The organism is Flavobacterium sp. OHVDL-2026-0007 (assembly GCF_059882335.1).
The window spans coordinates 3,806,812-3,827,788 of record NZ_CM187612.1 but is presented as its reverse complement, the minus strand read 5'-3'; the positions used below and the strand labels follow the sequence as shown (position 1 = coordinate 3,827,788).

At 36.2% G+C, this 20,977-nt stretch carries 17 protein-coding genes; all 17 read right to left on the bottom strand.

Annotated features, from left to right (window positions below; translation table 11 throughout):
• Window positions 1-22 precede the first annotated feature (22 nt).
• The gene (locus AC51AA_RS15695; RefSeq protein WP_500703161.1) at window positions 23-286 is read right to left on the bottom strand and encodes a hypothetical protein; all 264 of its coding nucleotides are present in this window, start codon (window positions 284-286) and stop codon (window positions 23-25) included.
• Window positions 276-818 carry a DUF420 domain-containing protein gene (locus AC51AA_RS15690; protein ID WP_500703160.1) on the bottom strand — a complete coding sequence of 181 codons (543 nt, stop codon included), beginning with the start codon at window positions 816-818 and terminating at the stop codon, window positions 276-278. Before AC51AA_RS15690 ends, AC51AA_RS15695 begins: the two co-directional genes overlap by 11 nt.
• A gap of 2 nt (window positions 819-820) precedes the next feature.
• A complete protein-coding gene (locus tag AC51AA_RS15685; RefSeq protein ID WP_500703159.1) occupies window positions 821-1,510 on the bottom strand; it encodes an SCO family protein in 690 nt (229 codons plus the stop codon).
• A gap of 10 nt (window positions 1,511-1,520) precedes the next feature.
• Entirely contained in the window at window positions 1,521-2,162 is a 642-nt protein-coding gene (locus AC51AA_RS15680) for a hypothetical protein (RefSeq protein WP_500703158.1), read from the bottom strand.
• A 78-nt stretch (window positions 2,163-2,240) separates the two neighbouring features.
• Window positions 2,241-2,591, bottom strand: coding sequence for a cytochrome C oxidase subunit IV family protein (locus AC51AA_RS15675; RefSeq protein ID WP_500703157.1), 351 nt, complete (start codon window positions 2,589-2,591; stop codon window positions 2,241-2,243).
• 18 nt (window positions 2,592-2,609) lie between these two features.
• Complete coding sequence (locus tag AC51AA_RS15670) at window positions 2,610-3,590, bottom strand: cytochrome c oxidase subunit 3 (protein ID WP_500703156.1); 981 nt, start codon at window positions 3,588-3,590, stop codon at window positions 2,610-2,612.
• Window positions 3,591-3,632: 42 nt separating this feature from the next.
• Window positions 3,633-4,220 carry a cytochrome c oxidase subunit 3 gene (locus tag AC51AA_RS15665; RefSeq protein ID WP_500703155.1) on the bottom strand — a complete coding sequence of 196 codons (588 nt, stop codon included), beginning with the start codon at window positions 4,218-4,220 and terminating at the stop codon, window positions 3,633-3,635.
• Between the two features lie 2 nt (window positions 4,221-4,222).
• Window positions 4,223-5,125 (bottom strand): heme o synthase, encoded by a 903-nt coding sequence (gene cyoE, locus AC51AA_RS15660; protein WP_500703154.1) that lies wholly within the window; start codon window positions 5,123-5,125, stop codon window positions 4,223-4,225.
• A gap of 256 nt (window positions 5,126-5,381) precedes the next feature.
• The gene (deoC, locus tag AC51AA_RS15655) at window positions 5,382-6,125 is read right to left on the bottom strand and encodes a deoxyribose-phosphate aldolase (RefSeq protein ID WP_500703153.1); all 744 of its coding nucleotides are present in this window, start codon (window positions 6,123-6,125) and stop codon (window positions 5,382-5,384) included.
• Window positions 6,126-6,241: 116 nt separating this feature from the next.
• Entirely contained in the window at window positions 6,242-6,562 is a 321-nt protein-coding gene (locus AC51AA_RS15650; protein WP_500703152.1) for a VanZ family protein, read from the bottom strand.
• 55 nt (window positions 6,563-6,617) lie between these two features.
• The gene (gcvH, locus tag AC51AA_RS15645) at window positions 6,618-6,998 is read right to left on the bottom strand and encodes a glycine cleavage system protein GcvH (protein ID WP_500703151.1); all 381 of its coding nucleotides are present in this window, start codon (window positions 6,996-6,998) and stop codon (window positions 6,618-6,620) included.
• A gap of 87 nt (window positions 6,999-7,085) precedes the next feature.
• Complete coding sequence (gene sov, locus AC51AA_RS15640) at window positions 7,086-14,285, bottom strand: T9SS outer membrane translocon Sov/SprA (RefSeq protein WP_500703150.1); 7,200 nt, start codon at window positions 14,283-14,285, stop codon at window positions 7,086-7,088.
• A 22-nt stretch (window positions 14,286-14,307) separates the two neighbouring features.
• Window positions 14,308-14,889 (bottom strand): Holliday junction branch migration protein RuvA, encoded by a 582-nt coding sequence (ruvA, locus tag AC51AA_RS15635; protein WP_500703149.1) that lies wholly within the window; start codon window positions 14,887-14,889, stop codon window positions 14,308-14,310.
• 73 nt (window positions 14,890-14,962) lie between these two features.
• Window positions 14,963-17,254, bottom strand: a complete 2,292-nt coding sequence (locus AC51AA_RS15630; protein ID WP_500703148.1) for an NADP-dependent malic enzyme — start codon at window positions 17,252-17,254, stop codon at window positions 14,963-14,965.
• 158 nt (window positions 17,255-17,412) lie between these two features.
• A complete protein-coding gene (locus tag AC51AA_RS15625; RefSeq protein ID WP_500703147.1) occupies window positions 17,413-17,838 on the bottom strand; it encodes a CBS domain-containing protein in 426 nt (141 codons plus the stop codon).
• Between the two features lie 229 nt (window positions 17,839-18,067).
• Window positions 18,068-20,008, bottom strand: coding sequence for an OmpA family protein (locus AC51AA_RS15620; protein WP_500705648.1), 1,941 nt, complete (start codon window positions 20,006-20,008; stop codon window positions 18,068-18,070).
• 10 nt (window positions 20,009-20,018) lie between these two features.
• Complete coding sequence (locus AC51AA_RS15615) at window positions 20,019-20,924, bottom strand: PorP/SprF family type IX secretion system membrane protein (protein WP_500703146.1); 906 nt, start codon at window positions 20,922-20,924, stop codon at window positions 20,019-20,021.
• Window positions 20,925-20,977 lie beyond the last annotated feature (53 nt).

The following is a 20,977-nucleotide window of genomic DNA, read 5'->3' as shown; positions in this document are numbered from 1 at the left end:
GGGCATTTTTATTAATGTCAGCTTATGCAGCTTTTTTCTTTTTGGATCGATACATTCTATAAATGAGTACACCGATTACCAGAACAAGCAGATACGGAATGACCATCAAATAGACAATCCCATTATTTACTGCCTCCGCTTTTTTAATATTAGATTCTCCACCAAGAGCCGCTCGGCACATGGCACATTGGGCATTCATTGCAACGCCCATGAAGAAAAACAAAATCCCAAAAACTATTTTTTGAAATTTAGATCTTGCTATTTGTATTTTATTTTTAGTGTGCATAATAAGGAGCAATCATTAAGTAAACTACAACACCTGTTATGGCCACATACAACCAAAGCGGAAAAGTAATTTTAGCTATTTTTTTATGTCTATCAAATCGCTTTGCAAGCGCTCTGACATAAGTAATTAAAACCAATGGAATAATAACTATAGACAATAAAATATGGGTTAGTAAAATAAAGAAGTACACATAACGAATAACACCTTCTCCACCAAATTTAGTAGAATCAGCGGTCATATGATAAGCCACATACATCACTAAAAAGGCGACAGAAAGACAAATAGCACCCGTCATTAAACACTCATGAAGCTTGCGGTTTCCTTTTTTAATGGCCACTACCGCCAAAACTAAGACTATAGCTGTAATACCATTTATTGTCGCATAAATTGGTGGCAAAAACGAAAGCGGCTCTACTGCGATTCCGAAATCTTTCAATTTAACACTAAATAGAACAGCCACCACCACCGGTATAATAATGGAAACGGCCACTATGAACTTACTAAATCTTTTTTCTAATGAATTATCTTCCATCTCTACTCTTCTAATAATATTTTAATGTCTTGTTGAATATCTCTAACCCCTTTTTTGTCCAATCCATCATAATACAAGATCGGATTTCCAAAATCATCTTTACGACAACGAATATTTCCATCTTTGTCGATTAAAGCAAATAAGCCAGAGTGTTCAAAACCACCACTTACTTTGGCATTTTCCCCTGCATACAAATTGAATCCTTTGTTAGACAAATCCATAATAGCGGCTTTATCTCCAGTTAGAAAATTCCAGTTAGACGATTTTACCCCTAACAACTTAGCATGATCTTTTAGAACTTGAGGTGTATCGTGAGCAGGATCGATGGTAATCGAAACGATCCCAAAATTAGGATTTCCAAAAAAGGTCTTCTCAATTTCCAACATACTTAAATTCATCTTCGGGCAAATAGAAGGACAAGTAGTGAAGAAGAACTCCAATATATAAACTTTCCCTTTGTAAGTCTCATTGGATACTTTTACATTATCCTGATTTGTTAATTCAAATTTAGGAGCTGGACCAATTTTAATCAACTTCTCATCCGATTTCGAAGTCTTGAGACCTACGTTATCTAAACGGTTCCCTTTTACTATATCCCCATTTTTGATTCGATCCACAATTTTAGGCACCGCATAAATTCCGAAGATCAAAATAATGAACGAAATTCCGATATATGATTTATTTTTAAACATGTCTAAAAAATTAAAGTTGCTTGGTTGCGTTATGATTCTTTTTACGAGCGGCACGATATTCATAAAGGATGATTTTAAAATCATCTAACATTTCATTGCTCAACTCTGAAGGATGAAAAGTATTGTAACCTTCTTTGTAATCCTCTTTGTCCTTTCGTCCACGTAAATTTCTTTCCTTGTCTACGATATATACATTAGGAGTACCCACCTTATCATCCAGTTTCTGTTTCAAATGCAGTTGATCGTAATAAGCCTTAATCTCTTCAGGAGACGCAAAAACAAAATGCCAACCCGAAACATCTGTAAAAGCCCCTAAGGCCTCTACGACTTTCTCTGCATCCTTTTCTGTGCCTATTGGACAGATCACCACAAATTGCAAATCTTTAAAACCGTTATAACGCTGGTAAATTTTTTCGTTTAGATTAAAAAAGTTCCCTCTATTCTTGACCATTTCTGAACCTGAGAACCCTAGTATGGTAATCTTATTATCTAAGCTTACCTTTTCTCCTTTAAGGGATTTCCAATTGCCTAAATCAGCGATCTTCGGTGTGATCGTCGGAAGAGTAGTAAAACCATTGACGCCAGAAGCAAAGAACAAATAGGCTACAATTGGCAAAACAAAAAGTACAAAAAGAACTATATTTTTTTTCATTGTAAGTGCAAAAGTTATTAATGTACAAAAATAAAAAAAGCTCCGTTAAACGGAGCCTCTTTTCGAATTAATATCATGTTAAAAATTCCATTTAATAGTAGAATCTTTAAAAACCCCATAAATATAATGTCCTTCTGTAAGTAGAATAAACAATAAATATAAAACTAGGAAAATAACTGGTGACACAACAGACCATCTAAGGCTGCTCGTTTCACCTTCCATGTGCATAAATGCCCATACTATATAATATGCTTTGAATACTGTTAGGATATAAAATATCCAGTTCAATAAATTCAAACCTACAAAATGATTAAATTCTAAAACTCCAGGCTTATAAATACCTAGTATAACTTCTACTGTAGTTACTACTGATAATAGCGCAAAAACAAACCAGATTCTTTTTGTATTTGATACGTGTTCGTGTGACATAATAATTAAAATCTAAAATTAAACTAAGTAGAAAACTGTAAATACAAATACCCAAACTAAATCGACAAAGTGCCAGTATAAACCAACTTTCTCTACCATTTCATAGCTTTTTCTTTTCTCGTAAGTACCTAACAACACATTAAAGAAAATAATGATGTTAATGATTACTCCTGACAATACGTGGAATCCGTGGAATCCAGTGATGAAGAAAAAGAAATCAGCAAACAATTTACTTCCGTACTCGTTTCTAGTTAAGTTCGCTCCTTCAACAACATATTTTGCACTACTTAAATGAGCTTCAGATTCCGCTCTAGTTAAGATTGTTTTTTTCTTTTTCTCAGTCAATTGCTCCGTTCTCACTAACAATTCAGGATGTGCTTTAAATCCAGCCTGAACTTCAGCAACTGAGTAAGTAGGTAAAGTCTCAGCATCTTCCATGAACCAAGTCGTTTTGCTTCTTGTCAAAGCCTCTCTTTGTTCTGGTAATTTTACCGCGAAGTCTGCAAGAGCTACTCTCTTACCGTCTTTATCTACAAATTGCAACAAACTTCCACCTACAGTTTCCACTGCACCGTATTCCCCTTTAATGAAGTTTTTCCATTCCCAAGCTTGAGAACCAACGAAAATTAAACCTCCAATAATAGTTAAAAACATGTAGATTGCCACCTTACTTTTTTTCATTTGATGTCCTGCATCAACAGCCAAAACCATTGTTACAGATGAGAAAATTAAAATAAAGGTCATTAAAGCCACATAATACATTGGAGCCGTAACACCATGCATAAATGGGAAGTGAGTAAACACTTCATCAGCCAAAGGCCAAGTTTCAATAAATTTAAACCTAGAAAAACCATAAGCCGCTAGAAATCCAGAGAACGTTAAGGCATCCGATACGATGAAAAACCACATCATCATTTTACCATAACTTGCTCTTAATGGCTCATTGCCACCTCCCCAAGTTTTTTCGTCGTTATTTGCAGTAGTAACTGTCGCTTCCATAAAAGATATTCGTTAAAAAGTTCCCAAATTTACGTTTTTTTCTTATTTAAAGAAATATAAAAATAAAAATAAATACACCCATAATAAATCCAAAAAGTGCCAATACATCGCACCTAGTTCTATACCAAGAGTTTGAGTCGCATTGTATTTTTGTTTAAAATGATTATAAATAACAATTAAAAGTGAAATCAGCCCTCCAGCTAGGTGTAATAAGTGAGTAACGGTCACTACGTATAGAAAAGTTGTAGTAATTGAACTACCTTCTCCAGTAAAATAATAACCACTTTTTACAATTTGTCCAAAACCTACAAATTGCAAAACAACAAATAAAATACCCAACGCCAAAGTACCTAAAAGGAAACCCGTCGTTGCACTTCTATTGTCTTTTTGGATTGCTTTCTTCGCTAAATGAAAAGCGATACTACAACCGATAATTACCGCCGTGCTGTAATAAAACGCAGAGGGTAATTCAAAATTCTTCAACCAGTCTGCTCGTGATTTACTTACCACAAAAGCACTTGTAAGCCCAGCAAACATCATGGTCATACTGACCATTGCGAATAACAAAATCAGTTTTGCTGATTTCGCCTTCCTTAGTTGTTCCTCGCCTCTTGTCATTGTCATTTCCATAACTATCTTAAAAATTTATCTACTATAAACACAATCTGTAGCAACGAAATATACACCACACTCACCAACATTAATGTTCTGGCGGCTTTTGCTGTTTGTCTCTTGTACAAACGTACTGCAAAAAACAACATCCATAAACCTAATAAAAACACTAAAATGGCCGCAATAGGTGACATAAACAATTGCCCCGTAAAACCTAAAACAGGCAATAATGACGCTATAATCAACCAAACGGTATACAAGATAATCTGTAAAGCTGTGCCTTTATCTTTTTTACCGGTAGGTAACATAAAAATTCCCGCTTTAGCATAATCATCATACAAAAACCATCCAATTGCCCAAAAATGAGGGAATTGCCAGAAAAATTGAATCAAAAACAAAGTACCTGCCTCTATACCAAAGTGCCCAGTAGCGGCTACCCAACCTAACATAAACGGAATAGCTCCTGGAAATGCCCCTACAAAAACCGATAACGAAGTTACTGTTTTTAAAGGCGTATATACACTGGTATACAAAAAAATAGAGATGGCAGCAAACATAGCGGATTGCGCATTGATGGTATACAACAATCCAATACCGATAATGGTCAATAAAATAGCAATAAACAAAGCCATATTTACGGACATACGTCCTGAAGGAACTGGACGATTTTTAGTTCGATCCATTAAGGCATCGATATCCTTTTCGATTACTTGATTAAAAGCATTTGAAGCTCCAACCATACAGTAACCCCCAATAATCAAAACAAGCAAAACACTCCATTGAAATGGTTGTTCCTTATTAAAACCTAACAAATATCCCGCAATTGAGGAAAACAACACACTAATAGCCAAACCAGCCTTAGTGATCTGTTTGAAATCTATAAATATTGATTTTAATGAAATGGGATTTTTAGTAGCGTTCAATACAGTTCTTGTTTGTATGTTTTTCTTAAGTGGTGCAAATGTACAAATTAGATTGTAGAATCTAGACCTATAAAATTAGATTTTTTTCAATAAAGCCACTACAGAATAAGGACTTGCATACCTTTAACAGTATTATTTCGAAAAATCTTATTAAAAACCATCCTCACCCCAACCGCAAACAAAGACAGATTGGTTAAAACAAAAGACTACAAAATCCATTCAAGCCTCTTTCTCTCACACAAACCCTCTCCTTTACTCAATATTCATTTGCTGTGTTTTCACCCCTTACAATAGCTTTGGCTGCAGATGTCCCGATACGTTTGACACCCAAACGAATCATCTCTAGAGCCTCCTCATAAGACCGAACACCGCCTGCTGCTTTTACAGGCAAAGGCGAAGCATTCTCTAACATCATGATAATAGCAGGAATAGTCGCCCCATTAGGCAGCTCGTTTTGAGTTTTAAAAAATCCTGTAGAGGATTTCACAAAAACACAAGCGTAGTGCTCTTCTTTAAAATGGGATAACACCACATTTTTAATCAAAGCTGAAAGTTGCATAATTTCTTTTTCATTCAAAGCAGCCACCTCGATGATCCACTTTACTGTTTTATTATTAGCCAGGCCAATTTGGGTACAGATTAAAATTTCCTCTTTAACCAAAGAAAGCTCTCCATTTTTAAAAGCTTCATAATTGCAGACAAAATCCAAATCATCCGCTCCATCTTTAATCGCCTGGTTTGCTTCCCTAATTTTAATTTCTAAATGTGCTTTACCTTCAGGAAAATCGATAACAGTACCCACTAGTAAAGGGGAATTTGCTTTCGAAATCATTTCCCTAGCCAAGGACACCTCTTCAGGCCGAATCATGATCAACTTAAAACCTTCTTTAATGGCTTCAGCAATGCTGTTTTTCACCACCACTTTATTTTGCGCCTCAGTAAGTCCGGCTTGAGCTGCCGTTTTCAAATAAGTAGAATCTAAATATTGTTTTATATTCATGATTTTCAAATTACAAGGTACCCTAACAAAAGTACAGCTAAATTCAAAAAAAATGACCTTTTACAACCCTTAGTTTTTAGGCAAAAAAAAACCCACCGAAGTGGGTTTTTGAATTCTTATATTTTATCGATTTGCTTTCTGAAAGCAATGGCCGAAAAAACTCCTACTGTTGCTCCAATGGTATTGGCTAAAATATCCGTCACATCTGGAGTTCTCGTATTGGTTAAAACACCTTGCAAGATTTCTATGGTAATCCCAAAAAAAACAGAAAAAATAAACGAAATCAAATAAGCCTTATAATCGTTCGCCTCTTTCCCTTTAAGTTCTTTTTTGAAAAACAGTATCCAAGACACTGTAAAACCAAAATGAAAGCAAAAATGTACAATTTTATCAATACTTGGAATATTTATGGCAGGAATATTACTTGAATTTGTCAAACAAAAATAAGTAATGACCCCTGAACATAGAATTGCCCAGATTAAGAGCAGTTGTTTAGGCACCGATAAGTTCTTTATAAGCTGCGTCAGACAATAAAGAATCTACTTCTGAAACGTTAGCAATTTTTATTTTGATCATCCATCCAGCTCCATAAGGATCAGAATTAACTGTTTCTGGTGCGCTTTCTAAACTGTCGTTAAAAGCAATGATCTCTCCTGCTAAAGGCAAAAACAAATCAGAAACTGTTTTCACAGCTTCAACTGTTCCAAAAACCTCGTCTTTTTCAAGTGTTTGATCTAAAGTTTCTACTTCAACATACACGATATCCCCTAACTCTTTTTGAGCAAAGTGAGTAATTCCTACAGTTGCTACATCTCCTTCGATACTAACCCATTCGTGATCTTTTGTATACTTTAAATTTGCTGGTACGCTCATAATACTATATTTGAAAATTGATATTTATTTTATTTTGTGCGACAAATGTAATAATCTTCTAATGAAATCTCGTTTAGAAACTAAAATTTAATTTCCAAAATTATAACGAAGTGTAAATCCAGATCGAATATTTGTCAGCGGAAATGAAGTTGAAATAACCGCTTTCGAAAACGAATGATCGTAATAGAATATAGCCGTAAGATTTTTACTAAAGGCATAATCCGCCGTAAGCTTCAACGACCAAATATTTTGACCTGCTGCTAATTGATTGTTATCATAATCCAAATAACGAACCAATGTCTCGTTGTTTCGGTAAGAGAAATCACACTTTATATTGATATCACTTTTGATGATTCCGGTTGGATTATCCGCAAGTCTGGATGAAAAAATAACATCTTTAAAACGGTACCCTAAACCGACTACATACTCGATACCTTTGACTTCCGTTAATAAATTATTATCAAAACTCATCGACAAAGCTCTGTCTTTTTTGATCTCAGTCAACACACGAAGTGAGCTTTTTAATTCAAAATCCATTCGAATAAGCGGATTAAATTGCTCCACCAAATTGACATTGGACATGATGGTTTTATTAAAGAAATTGGTATTCACATCTTGCCCATTTGGATTTTCATTATAATCAAAGTTTGACCTAAACTGATTGATCGTATAAGAAGCTCTGTAGTTGTGCTGCAATGAAAAACGTTTGAATCTATCTTTAAACATTTTGTAACGCATCAAACCATTATACTTCACACTCCAGTTTGGAATCGGGAAACTTCTAAAAATATCCGTTGAAGCACTTGAGGCATTTCCCCCTGAATAAGCTGCTAGGAAAGAAGGCAACAAAACCGCCTGATTCCCTTTTCCATACCCTATCGGATAACCTTGATTGGAAACATACAAGGCATAATTAGCATCGGTTTCAGCTGGAATCGGATTCGCAGCATCGCCATATCTAGGAATCTCAGCCCCAGATCCATAATGTTCCTCGGCCAAACGATTAGCCACGATCAAACGATTGTTTCTAAAATCTTCAAATGCTGCTGATTGCGTTTCGTCACTTCTCGAAAAAGAAGTCTTGATCAATACTGTTGAAATAGAAAACATACCATAACTATATGGAGAAGCTGGTATATACAAACCGGAATCATCCACACTATACTGTTCTGAGTTATTCTCCGAATAGGCTCTATCCATCGCTAAATCCACCTTTAAATCAGGCAATAGATCAAGGTTAGCTGTAATTTTCAAAAGCTTATTGGTGACCTGTGTAAAGTTTTGATTAAAATCCTGATAATTGGTTAGCCATCCATTTTTAGCTGCCTCATAACGCACATCATCTTGACTACCAAAAACAAACCCAAGCGTAGGTCTTGAGGTTCCTAAGAAACCGACACTTGGCGTATAACCAGGTAAAACTGTACCACTGTTTTTCGTATAATTAACTTGTATGTTTTTCACGCTCGTTAATACTCCAATTAGTCCATCATAAAACGGTCTAGTGCTATTGGCTTGTTTGGGCGTGTTAACAATTTTCTCTCCAGGTTTTGGTGGCGCCATTGCTTTAGCCTTTGGTGCTTTTCCTCCAGGAGTTAACCCTAAATACTTATACAACATATTCATATTAAAAGCTGTTGTCAATGTATTGGAATTGGCATTTTGAATCGTATTCCCCAAATTGTACGCCGTATCTTCAATCACGATATCTGCAAAAGCAGAAGAAGAGCGTTGCCAGCTATAATCAGCCGTATAGGAATAATTGGCTTTTACGAAACTAAAAAGTGGTATTTTATTGATCGGAATCTCGTAATTCAGTACCAACTGTTGTACGTGCTGATTTGGCGTTCCTATATCAAAATAATTGTCCCAAATATTAAAATCTTCCTTAGGCGAATTGTCTTCGTTCAAATAATTCTTTACAATATTATTCGATGCCGCTGTATAATTTAGTTTTAGTGATTTGGTCAGATTAAACCCAAATCCATACTGATAATTAAAGGCAAAATTACGTCTATAAAGCGGATCCAAGCCAATTCCTTCCACTTCGACTTGTCTAAATTGCTGACGATTACTTTGTCTTAAAACATTGGTATTAAAAGAAATATTAGACGGCAAATAATTGAAGTTAAAATCACGCAGCAGCTTCCAGTAATCACTTTTGCTCATGAATTTAGTCCCTTTAAAAGGCACTACTTCTTTTGGTTGAAAAGTATAAGCGTAATTTACGGCCGTATTGGATTGCTGATCTTCATATGCTTCCACCTCATAGTCATGTCGCTCTACCTCATTGTAAGATTGGGAAAAAGTTAAATTTTCCACATCATAAACATGCGGTTTTTGTTCTGGCGCTCTGTCTTTTCTTACCCCAATAAAATTGATACTTCTTCGCTTGGTATAATCAATGGCACGTGTTCTAATATTATCTTTTTCTGCTGAATCAGCAGTTTCTTTCAACAATTGATTCAATTTTATATCCTGATTAAATGGGTCGTATTCTGGTGTAATAATCTCCTCACCGATCGCATAATTAAAAGGTAAGTTGATTCCCCATTTCGCAGGCAGTAACTTCCCTAAATTCAAATTGGTCACGATATTAAATTGCTGAATATCCTCTCGGTCTCTTTCATTGGCCCCTTGCTCTAAGGATCCAAAACCAATAGTGCTTTTTCTTCCTGTAGCAGATACAGTGGCAAAATCTGCCATATTGGTATCTATATTCAATACCGCAGCCATACCACCTTTATTATCTAAATCAGCCATACGAAGTTCGTTAAACCAAACTTCTCCTTTGATATCCTTATGGTCTGCTTTACTTTTTACCCCGACCATTAAATTTCGAACCAATCCAAAATTAGGATTTCCTTTGATACCAATTCTTAATTTATTATCGCCATCTCCTCCATTTAAACTCAAATCATCATCCGGATAGTAGACTCCATTAATATCGCGTTTATCAGAGTTAATATCGATACTCATCGCCTTGATCTTCATTCTGGTCAATAACTCTAGTGCCAAATCAATATTGTTTTGCTCCAGCCACACTTCGTCAGGACTTATCGTACACGATCCTCCTGTTCTGGTTACTTTCAAAGGAACCTCTACTTGATAGAAGTTTTGTGTAAAATCATTTCCAAAACGAATGAACCCATACATTTCATCATCCAACAACGGATTTTCGTTAGGTAACGATTCAGCGTGCAAAAACATTTTTAGTTTTTTATACTGACGCATATCCACACTAACATTTTTAAATACCGCTCTTGAATCTTGGTATTGCAAACCACCTCCAGAAACACGTAGGGCTAATGATTGCTCATTTTGATTAATAATCGTATTGTTATTATACAATTGCTCTCTTTGCACTCCAGGTGGAATCACATAATTCACTGGGCATTTAGTTCCATTTTCCTGAATATTAACCGCCAATACATCAAAATCTGTATTATCATCTGCTGGATTTGTATCGTTTGCATCCAGTGTACCGGTATACCTTCTCCATTCTCCTCTTACCAAATCTAAAGCACCAAAACGAACGGTCATTTGATCGTTAAAGCCTGTCATAAACATACGCATGAATCGAATAGATCTAAAATCAGAAATATTTCCTATCGTATTTTGTGGTTGAGAAACTGGTATTTTAAACTGAATCCAACGCGCCGTAGTTGTGCCGCCGTTTGGCAATTCCACATTGGTTACTTCACGTATATCGGTAATATAGTTCTGTCCCACTTGCATGCCCGGTTTCACATCAATACTGTATTGGTAATAGGCATTAATGGTATTCATCGTATTGTCCCGATTAATATCTTCCACATCGGGTAAAGTGGTGGCACCACGATTCGGATCATCGATACTGACCGCCGAGTTTCCTTCCACACCATTGTATTTTTTATAGCGATTTAAAACACCCCCATCGGTATTTAAATAATAGGTATAATCATCCGCTGCTGGATCACTTTCACCAGCATAATTTCCATAGACAGCCGCTTCTTTTGCATTAGACAAACCGTCCAAACCAACATCTTGATTCTTGCGGTTGTCTGCGTTGTTATCAAAGGCATAAATTAAGGACTGCGAAGCTGGCACATCTCCCCAAAGTGGCTGTGGATTCACCAATACCTGATCTGGACCTAGGCCGTTTTCATATTGTTTTCTTCCATCTTTTAAGACATCTTCCGAAATCTCCCCTAAGTTGAAATAAATTTTTCCCGTATTATTCGATGGCGCTTCTGCATTTCCAACATAAGGATCCAATACCCAAAACTGAATATACTCCACATTTCCTTGTTCAAAATTGGTGGAATTCAAAGAGCGCATAATCCCCCCAAAATTGGAAGTAGCAGCATCTACATTAAAATTTGGATTGTTATTATACGGTCCTCGTTCAGAAGGGAAATACGATAAGTCAAGTGTATTGATCACTTGTATTTGTCCTTGAGCAATATCCGTATTCGGATACAACTCTTTACTATAAATTCTTCTGGTAGTGTTCAAGGATAAATCATCATTGGAAATACCTGAGGGTTTTGAAGAATAAAAAATAGGATCGATCGTATACCACGCTAGTTTGGATCTTTTATATCCATATTCTAAGGTACTAGAATTGGCATTAAACGTATTGTCATTTATGGAATTTACAAAGGGGGTAGAAGCCAAACTCCAAGCATAAGCGGATCGCATATCAATAGTAGACTGTGAGCCCTCAAAATCATCCACATAGATGGTTGCTTCTCCCTCAAAATCACTGGCCTTAGGCGCATCTGGTCTTAAAAAAGCCACTTCACCTCGAATCGAAAGATTAGAAGGAACATCGGTATCAATATTTGGCAATTTGTTCACCAGCCTGGTAAAGAAAGGAACCTCTGTGGAATAGTTTCCATTAAAACCAAAAATAGTATTGTTTACCGATTCTTGTCCATAACTCGATTTTTGAGTAAACGGTCTCTCGGTCATTTTTAAATAGGTTCCTCCGACCACAAAATTATCTGAAATTTTATGTTCGATATTGAAGCCCATAAATCTTCTGGTTTGCTGCCCGAAGATGGAATTGTTTTCCAACGATACCTCTATCGGCGTATTAGAAGCTTGAAGTGATGGATCTAAAATTTGCACCCTTCCCAATTGATAATCGACACTATAATCAACCCCTTCTACCAAGACTCTTCCTGCTGCTGTTACCACAACGGAACCTTGCGGAACATTGAAGGCACCAATAGGAATACCATTACTTGCTGAAGATTTATATTTTCCTCTTAATAAAAACTTATTCTTATCACTATCTTGTAAGGCTCCCGATTGGGTATTGCGATACATGTTTCTGAAAACATACTTTTTCTGATTATCATTGTAGGTAGTGGGATCATCATAACGCTGAGCAGCAGTATTATCGCTCAACTTTTTAAAGATAAGCTCTCCAAAAGGCTCTTTAGTGGTAAAGATAATTCGTCCGTTTTGCACATCAACCGTTACTCCTGGGACGTAATCAAAGAAACCATCTCCCCCGACTTGTGGATCATTATTGTAGTTCAATCGATCCAAGTTAAAGACATTCAACAAAGGTGTTTGATCCACCTTATTGCCTGGCGTTGGATTGGCAGGAAAACTGGTTCCTAAAACTGGACTAATATAATTGATTGGTGAAGGATCGGTATACAGTATATTCAACCTAAAATCATCTTGTTTAATCTGATAAGCTTGTGGAATTTGATACACGTTTTTCATCATCAGATTCCAAACTGGATTTTTAACGTTGGTCAAATTACTTTTCAACATTTTCAAAATCAAACTTTGGGTGATAATGGCCTGATTGGAATTATTATTACCCGTTACAATGGTGGCATCCACTCCATCACTTCCAAATTCTCCGACTTGATATACTTTATCCCCAACCGTATACTCAAAGGCAACGGCTAGAATCTCATCATTGGCCAAACGTTGCTGCAAAGAGATGTATCCTAATTGTGAATTAAAGGTATATTCGTTTGCCGTTAATTTTCGAGCGTTTTCCAGTACTGAATAATCGGTACCTTCGCTCACATTGGTATTGTTAAATCCGGTCTTTGCCGTAACAATTTCTCTAATGTTTTGATTTAAGAAATAGCCGGGCTGTCCAATAAGCTTGGGATCGTATTTATTATTATTGTTGTCAGTTGGTGAGTCAGGCGTTTTATTAAAAAAACCTGTTGTAGAGCTAATCACCACTACTTCATTATCAGGCACTCCTGTTACTTGCCCCTCTCCTAAATCCTGAAGCGCAATAATATTTCGTAAATTGTTATTGGTGGTATTGACTCTATTATTCTTATTGGTCACCCAAACTTCCAATCTGGTAATCTGAACACGGCTATCAATAAAAGGATAATTCTTCAATGAGGCATCGTATTTATTTCTAAAGTATTGTGATAAGAAAAAGTGCCGGTCACTATCATAGTCTAAGGCATAGAGATCAAAGTTCTGAACAGTACCACCTCCTTCGGCTACCAGACTTTTTGTTTTGGACTTTTGTTCGGAAAAAACACCCGTAACAGTCGTCTTACCAAATTGCAATTGGGTTTTTACTCCAAACAAACTTTGCGCCCCACGAATTAACGTACTATTTAAGGGCATACTCACATTACCTACCTCTACCTTTTGAATAATATCATCTTCTGAAGGGGTATAGGCTAACTTAAATAAATTCTGAAAGGCAAATGTAGATTGGGTATCGTAATTCGCGTTGACCTCTAATCGGGTACCCACTTTCCCCATTAAACTCATACTAATACGCTGATCAAAATCAAAAGTTAGACTTGATCTATTTCTTGGAGAAAAAGAAGGGTTGTCTTGTTTGGTATAACGCATCCCCATATCCATCTCCACAGAACCCGTAGGTTTCACATCAATGGTATTACTTCCAAAAACACTTTCAAAAAGACTAGAGTTGACATAATACCTTGGCAACAAATCCTTTTTAGCATCCTCGCTTCCCCTTTTTTTACCATCAATGGCATCGGATTTCTTTTTAAAGTAATTCCTTCTGGATTCTTTTAAAACTAAATCTTCGTATTCTTTAGGTGTTAAAATAATAGGATAATTGATGGAGAAACCATCAACTGAGTTGGTGTATATATACCGATCCGTGAAGGGATCATATTTATAAGCCGAAAGTATACTGGGTGGATCTTGTAACTGTACTTTCCCGACCGAAAATTGAGTTTTAGTTGTATCTTGAATTGCTTGATTTACTTGCGCACGCAAAACATTACTGCAAAATAAAACCAGTAAAAAAATACAAATTTTACGCATACAATTTGCTGTATAAATTGAGTTACAAGCTTTTTAAAGCCTTTTTGATAATGGTTTCTACCGTAGCTTCTGGATCTTCTTTTACAATCTTTTCGACAACTTTTTCAGAAGTTTTTCGAACAAAACCTAAAACTTCTAAAGCAGATAACGCTTCATCGCGATTTGTATTGTTTTGAACTACAGAAACCTCGTCTAAATCGTACAATTTTAACACTTTTTCTTTTAAATCAAGGATAACCCGTTGTGCTGTTTTGTTACCAATCCCTTTTATGGACTGAATAACCCCTACATCACCAGAGGCAATGGCATTGATAATCTGTCTAGGTTCAATGGAAGACAACATGGTTCTGGCGATATTAGCACCAATACCCGAAACAGACAATAACATTCTAAATATTTCACGTTCTGATTTTTCAACAAAACCAAATAATGTATGCGCATCTTCTTTAATTTGAAGATGCGTATACAATTTTATAAAATCAGCATTAGGAATCAACGAAAAGGTATGCAAAGATATGTTTACCTGATACCCAACCCCTCCGCAATCAATCACTACTTCAGTTGGATTTTTTTCGACTAATTTCCCTTGCAAATGTGCTATCATAATAGTTCTTTATAAATCAAATATAACAAAAAAGCAGTAATTTACCACAATTTTCTTTGATCTTGAGCTCAACCTATTTGGCCAATTTATTCTTTTTACTTTCTTTCTCTTGAGCATCAATGACAGCGATTGCCGCCATATTGACCATCTCTTCAACACTAGCTCCTAATTGGAAAATGTGCACTGGCTTACCCATACCCATCATAATCGGACCAATAGAGTTCACCTTATACAATTCTTTCAATAATTTATAGGTAATATTGGCTGACTCCAAGTTAGGAAAAATCAATGTATTTACCTTTTTACCCGCTAATTTAGAGAAAGGAAATTTCTCTTTAAGCAATTCTGAATTCAAAGCAAAATCGGCTTGAATTTCTCCATCCACAATCATTTCAGGATGATTTTTATGCAAATAAGCTACTGCCTCTCTTACTTTTGAAGCGCTTTGACTTGTTGAAGATCCAAAATTAGAATAAGACACCATCGCAATAACAGGTTCAATACCAAACATTTTTGCTGTTTTTGCCGTCATGATCGCAATATTAATCAAATCTTCAGCTGATGGGTTGATGTTAATTGCTGTATCAGACAAAAACATGGGTCCACGAGAAGTCAACATCATGTTTGCCGTAGCTACAAGTGATGCACCAGGTGCTTTTTCAATCAACTGCAACATTGGTTTTACAACTGTTGGATAACTTCTTGTATGCCCTGTTACCAAAGCATCTGCTTCTCCTTCATTGACCATCATAGCAGCGAAATAGTTTCTCTCACGCATGTATTTCTGAGCATCCAATAAAGAAACTCCTCTACGCTCTCTTGTTTCCCAATAAGAATTAGCAAATCGATTACGTCTGGCCTCTTCTTCAGCAGTTTTAGGATCAATGATTTCAAGATCAGCATCAAAACCAAGTTCGGCTTTTAACTCCAAAATCACTTCTTTATTCCCTAATAAAATAGGCACTCCAATTCCATCCTCATGAACAATTTGAGCGGCTTTTAACACATTTAATTGATCTGCTTCAGCAAAAACAACTCGTTTAGGATCTAATTTAGCACGATTGGTCATCAAACGCACCATTTTGTTATCATTCCCCATACGTTCACGAAGCACATCTTCATAAGCTGCCCAATCCGTAATAGGATTTTTAGCTACTCCAGAATCCATTGCTGCTTTTGCAACAGCAGGTGCTACAATCGTAATCAAACGAGGATCAAATGGTTTAGGAATAATATATTCTTGACCAAAACCTAATTTAGTCGCTCCGTAAGCTACATTAACCGCTTCTGGAACGGGTTCTTTTGCTAAAATAGCCAACGCTTTTACAGCTGCCATTTTCATCGCTTCATTAATTTTAGTCGCTCTAACGTCTAGGGCACCTCTAAAAATATAAGGAAAACCTAAAACATTATTTACCTGATTAGGAAAATCCGAACGTCCTGTAGCCATAATCACGTCTTTTCGTGTTTCTACAGCTAAATTATAATCAATCTCCGGATTTGGATTTGCCATAGCAAAAACGATCGGATCATTGTTCATACTCAACAACATCTCAGGTTTCAAAATATCCCCTGAAGATAATCCTATGAAAACATCGGCTCCTTTTACGGCTTCTGCTAATTCAATTTTAGGACCGTCTACAGCATATTTCAATTGTAATTCGGATAGCGAAGGATTGTCTTTGGTTAAAAGTCCTTTACTATTGAACATCTTGATGTTATCTACTTTCACCCCTAATAATACATATAAATCAGTACATGCTATGGCAGCAGATCCTGCTCCAGAAACGACCATCTTTACATCTCCTGCTTTTTTTCCTGCCAATTCAAGGGCATTAATCAAAGCTGCTGAAGAGATAATGGCTGTACCATGCTGATCATCGTGCATTACGGGAATATCCAACTCTTCCACCAATCTTCTTTCGATTTCAAAAGATTCTGGCGCTTTGATATCTTCTAAATTGATACCTCCAAAAGTAGGTGCAATATTTTTTACGGTTTGAATAAACTCTTCTATATCTTTCGTTCCGATTTCAATGTCAAAAACATCAATATCAGAGAATATTTTAAACAACAAACCTTTACCTTCCATTACGGGTTTAGAAGCTTCCGGACCAATGTCTCCAAGTCCTAAAACAGCTGTACCATTTGAAATAACGGCAACTAAATTTCCTTTTGCTGTATATTTATAAACGTCATCTATATTTGCTGCAATTTCTAAGCAAGGCTCAGCAACACCTGGCGAATAAGCCAAAGATAAGTCTCTTTGGGTTGCGTATTTTTTTGTTGGAACTACCTGAATTTTTCCTGGAGTTGGTTCTGAATGATACAGTAACGCTTCTCTTCTTTTACTCTCTTTGTTCATTATTTTTAGCTTTTATTCTAGCTTACAAAGATATAAGACTTGGCTTAAAAAGGAAGCTTTTACTCCTCTTTTATTAAAAAATGATCCCGACTATTGATTCCAAAAAAATAACCCGAAATGAATCAGGCTACTTTTGTTTATGATTTTACTGTGTTTTTTTACTGTGATATATATGAATTCAGGTGATTAATGGTGTCTTTTTGAACATCTATTATGGATTTCACAACGTCACTTATAGAAACAATTCCTACCACTATACCATTATCCACTACAGGAAGATGTCTGACTCTTTTGCTGTTCATCAATTCCATACAGGAATCTAAATTATCAGATAAGCTGATCGTAATGACATTACTTTCCATGATTTCATGGACAAAAGTCTCTTTAGAGGATTTGTCTTTCAAAACAATTTTGCGTGCATAATCTCTTTCCGAAAGTATCCCTTTTAGCTCTGTCCCATCTATAATTAAGATGGCACCAATATTTTTATCACCCATCACTTTTAAAGCTTCATAAACGGTGGTCGATGAAAGTACAGAAAAAACTTCTTTCCCTTTCGTGCTTAGCATTTGATTAACAGTCATATCAGATATTTTTAGAACTATAAATTTAAAAAAAAACAAGGTACAAATCACATTAATTTTTCTTTTTAACTCATAAAACAGTCAATTAACGAGGTAGGCCAACAAACCCTATTATTCATAAAGATTTACAAACCCTAAAAGACCGATTGTGATCAAACAGACAACGCCCTTTCTAAATCAAGAAAGGGCGTTGTATAGAGCGGTTTTGTTTACCACTTATGTAAAACTATTATTCCATCGAAATAATAATGAATTCACTTCGTCTATTGAGTTGATGCTCTGCTTCGGTACAAGAAACGTCATCTGAACATTTATTAACTAACTGTCCTTCACCGTATCCTTTTCCGGTTAGTCTCTTTCGAGCGATACCGTTTTTCACCAACCACTCCATAGTGGACTTGGCTCTTTTATTGGATAGCGCGACGTTGTATTTTGCTGTTTGTCGACTATCGGTATGGGAGCGAACATCAATCTTCATCTTTGGATATTCTTGCAATACCGCTAAGATTTTCGCTAACTCAAAGGAAGCCTCTTTACTAATGAATGACTTATCCAAATCAAAGTACACAATCGGAATCGATAATGTTTTAGCTAAATCAGTTCCGATAGCGATTGGTTTGATTCTTTTTTCTAGTTGAACTTCTAGATTTGTCTCACCCGATACTTGGGGAATTTGAATTGGAATTTCTTTGGTCTCGTACTCATTCTTCACAGCCCTTATATGATAACTTTTACCACAAGCAATGTCAAAACTGTAAGCGCCATCTACTCCTGTTTCCATTTCAGTTATACTCTTAAATTGCTCGTCTAGTAAAATAACCTTGACATGCTCTAGTCTTTGGCTGTTATCTAAATCGGCAACAGTTCCTTTTAATTGCTGCTCACAAAATAGTTTTCTGATTTCAGTAAAACGATAAATATCATCGTTACCATTTCCACCAGCTCTATTAGAGGAGAAAAATCCAGTACCGTTTTTACCTTTAACAACAAAGGCAAAATCGTCTTGATTACTATTTATGGGCGCCCCTACGTTTTGCACCGCTGTAAATGTTCCATCGGAATTTATCCTAGAAACAAACACATCGAGTCCACCCAATCCTGGTTGTCCATCACTGGCAAAATACAATTCATTCTTGTCCGATATAAAAGGAAAAGTTTCTCTTCCTTCTGTATTGATAGTTTCTCCTAAATTCTCAGGTATACCGAAACTTCCATCTGGTTTAATCGTTACACTATACAAATCAGATTGTCCCAACGTCCCTGGCCTATCGGATGCAAAAAACAGTTTCGTCTCATCATGGCTTAGTGCAGGATGTGCTGTACTGTATTGGTTGCTATTAAAAGGTAATTCTGTCACATTGCTCCACTTACCATTGATAAAATCCGCTTTGTATAATTTCAGTAAGGTAATTTCCTGATCATCTTGCCCTCTTTTACCATTGAGATAGTTATTACGTGTAAAGTACATGGTCTTACCATCTTTTGTAAAAACAGGTGTAGATTCATTAAACTTGGAATTGATTTTATTTTCAAATCGCTCCGGTTCCCCTAATGTTCCATCTGCTTTCAATTCAGCCGTATATAAATTAGTAAAGGCTTTATTGGTCCATCTAAATGTTTTTTTAGCAATACCTCCTGTATCTCTAGCGGAGGCAAATACCAGTTTATTCACTAAAAAAGCACTTCCATAATCGGTGTACTTTGAATTAATCAACAGATTGGTAATTTCAAATCGCCCTGAATTGGCTTTAATCTGTTCAAGGTAATTCCTATTGTTTTCAAACAAAACTCCCCTTTTATCCGTTTTTATCTTTTTATTGAAGTTTTCCAGAGTTTTATCCGCTTTTACGTAATCCTCCTTTGCTTTTAGGGTTTGTGCGTAACGATAATAGTATTCTGGTTCTTGCTCTGTATTCATTTCGAAAAGAGCGGTGTACCATTTTGCTGCTTGGGTTAGTTCACCATTAAAATAATAAGCATTCCCTAGCCTCTGAAACATTTTCTCGTCTTTGTATCCCTTTTCAGCCACTCTTTCATAGATCGCAATAACATCAACGTAAGCGTATTGGGCATACTCTTTTTCAGCCTTGATCTGACTTGCCGTTTGCCCATTCCCTTTTAGTGTTATCAGCACTAAAAAAACAATATAAAGGATATCTTTTATCTTCATCATTGAATAATTAGAAAAATCTTGGTGAAACCACGCGACTGTACCTGTTGAACAATTCATATCGCAAGAATATCTCATGCGAGCCTGAGTTATAGTTGCTCAATTTAGTAGTTTCCTTATCATAGGCATATCCAATATACATCCCTTCTGTCACTTGAAATCCGACCATTGCACTCACCGCTGCACTCCACCTATAAGCTACACCCGCCATAAACTTATCATCGAACATAAAGTTCGCAGAAAGATCTACTTGCAAAGGTGATCCATTGACCACTTTAGTCAGTATTGCAGGTTTGAATTTGATATACGGATCTACATCAAATACGTAACCTCCCATAAAATAATAGGTAATTTTATCCTTATAAATAGATACATCCTCATCGCTATAACGATCGGTCTGAATGAAACTAGGTACCGAAAACCCTAAATAAGCCCTATCCGAATGCCAGTAGACACCGGCTCCAACATTAGGTGAAAATTTATTATTTAGGTCTTGAAACTGTGGATCCCCTTGGTCCTCTTGTCTCAATTTAGTAATATCCAGATTAAACAAATTGGCCGTCACTTTCAAACCAAACGAAAGACTAAATTCCTCTGAGGTTGGAATGGTATAAGACAAATCCCCTGATAAAGTATTTTCATTTGTGGGTCCAATTTTATCATTGACCAGTGAAACTCCTACTCCCAAGTCGGTAAAATCTATCGGTGTATGTACCGAAAAACTACTGGTCTCTGGAGCTCCATCTAATCCAACCCATTGGGTACGATAAAGTCCAAAAATACTCATAACACCTCTCGAACCGGCATAAGCGGGGTTGATGTTAACGGTATTGTACATATACTGTGTGAACTGCGTATCCTGTTGCGCAAATCCTACAGCGGAAAAAAACATAAAAACTAAAACTAATCTTCTCATCTATTTTTCTTTTTAGAATGGCTTAGCTTTCTAGGACTAAGCCGTTTCAATTT

What these genes read in the sequence shown, in the direction of transcription:
- AC51AA_RS15695 (WP_500703161.1), bottom strand. Translation starts at nt 286, where the DNA reads ATGCACACTAAAAATAAAATACAAATAGCAAGATCTAAATTTCAAAAA.
- AC51AA_RS15690 (WP_500703160.1), bottom strand. Translation starts at nt 818, where the DNA reads ATGGAAGATAATTCATTAGAAAAAAGATTTAGTAAGTTCATAGTGGCC.
- AC51AA_RS15685 (WP_500703159.1), bottom strand. Translation starts at nt 1,510, where the DNA reads ATGTTTAAAAATAAATCATATATCGGAATTTCGTTCATTATTTTGATC.
- AC51AA_RS15680 (WP_500703158.1), bottom strand. Translation starts at nt 2,162, where the DNA reads ATGAAAAAAAATATAGTTCTTTTTGTACTTTTTGTTTTGCCAATTGTA.
- AC51AA_RS15675 (WP_500703157.1), bottom strand. Translation starts at nt 2,591, where the DNA reads ATGTCACACGAACACGTATCAAATACAAAAAGAATCTGGTTTGTTTTT.
- AC51AA_RS15670 (WP_500703156.1), bottom strand. Translation starts at nt 3,590, where the DNA reads ATGGAAGCGACAGTTACTACTGCAAATAACGACGAAAAAACTTGGGGA.
- AC51AA_RS15665 (WP_500703155.1), bottom strand. Translation starts at nt 4,220, where the DNA reads ATGGAAATGACAATGACAAGAGGCGAGGAACAACTAAGGAAGGCGAAA.
- deoC (WP_500703153.1), bottom strand. Translation starts at nt 6,125, where the DNA reads ATGAATATAAAACAATATTTAGATTCTACTTATTTGAAAACGGCAGCT.
- gcvH (WP_500703151.1), bottom strand. Translation starts at nt 6,998, where the DNA reads ATGAGCGTACCAGCAAATTTAAAGTATACAAAAGATCACGAATGGGTT.
- sov (WP_500703150.1), bottom strand. Translation starts at nt 14,285, where the DNA reads ATGCGTAAAATTTGTATTTTTTTACTGGTTTTATTTTGCAGTAATGTT.
- ruvA (WP_500703149.1), bottom strand. Translation starts at nt 14,889, where the DNA reads ATGATAGCACATTTGCAAGGGAAATTAGTCGAAAAAAATCCAACTGAA.
- AC51AA_RS15630 (WP_500703148.1), bottom strand. Translation starts at nt 17,254, where the DNA reads ATGAACAAAGAGAGTAAAAGAAGAGAAGCGTTACTGTATCATTCAGAA.
- AC51AA_RS15625 (WP_500703147.1), bottom strand. Translation starts at nt 17,838, where the DNA reads ATGACTGTTAATCAAATGCTAAGCACGAAAGGGAAAGAAGTTTTTTCT.
- AC51AA_RS15620 (WP_500705648.1), bottom strand. Translation starts at nt 20,008, where the DNA reads ATGAAGATAAAAGATATCCTTTATATTGTTTTTTTAGTGCTGATAACA.
- AC51AA_RS15615 (WP_500703146.1), bottom strand. Translation starts at nt 20,924, where the DNA reads ATGAGAAGATTAGTTTTAGTTTTTATGTTTTTTTCCGCTGTAGGATTT.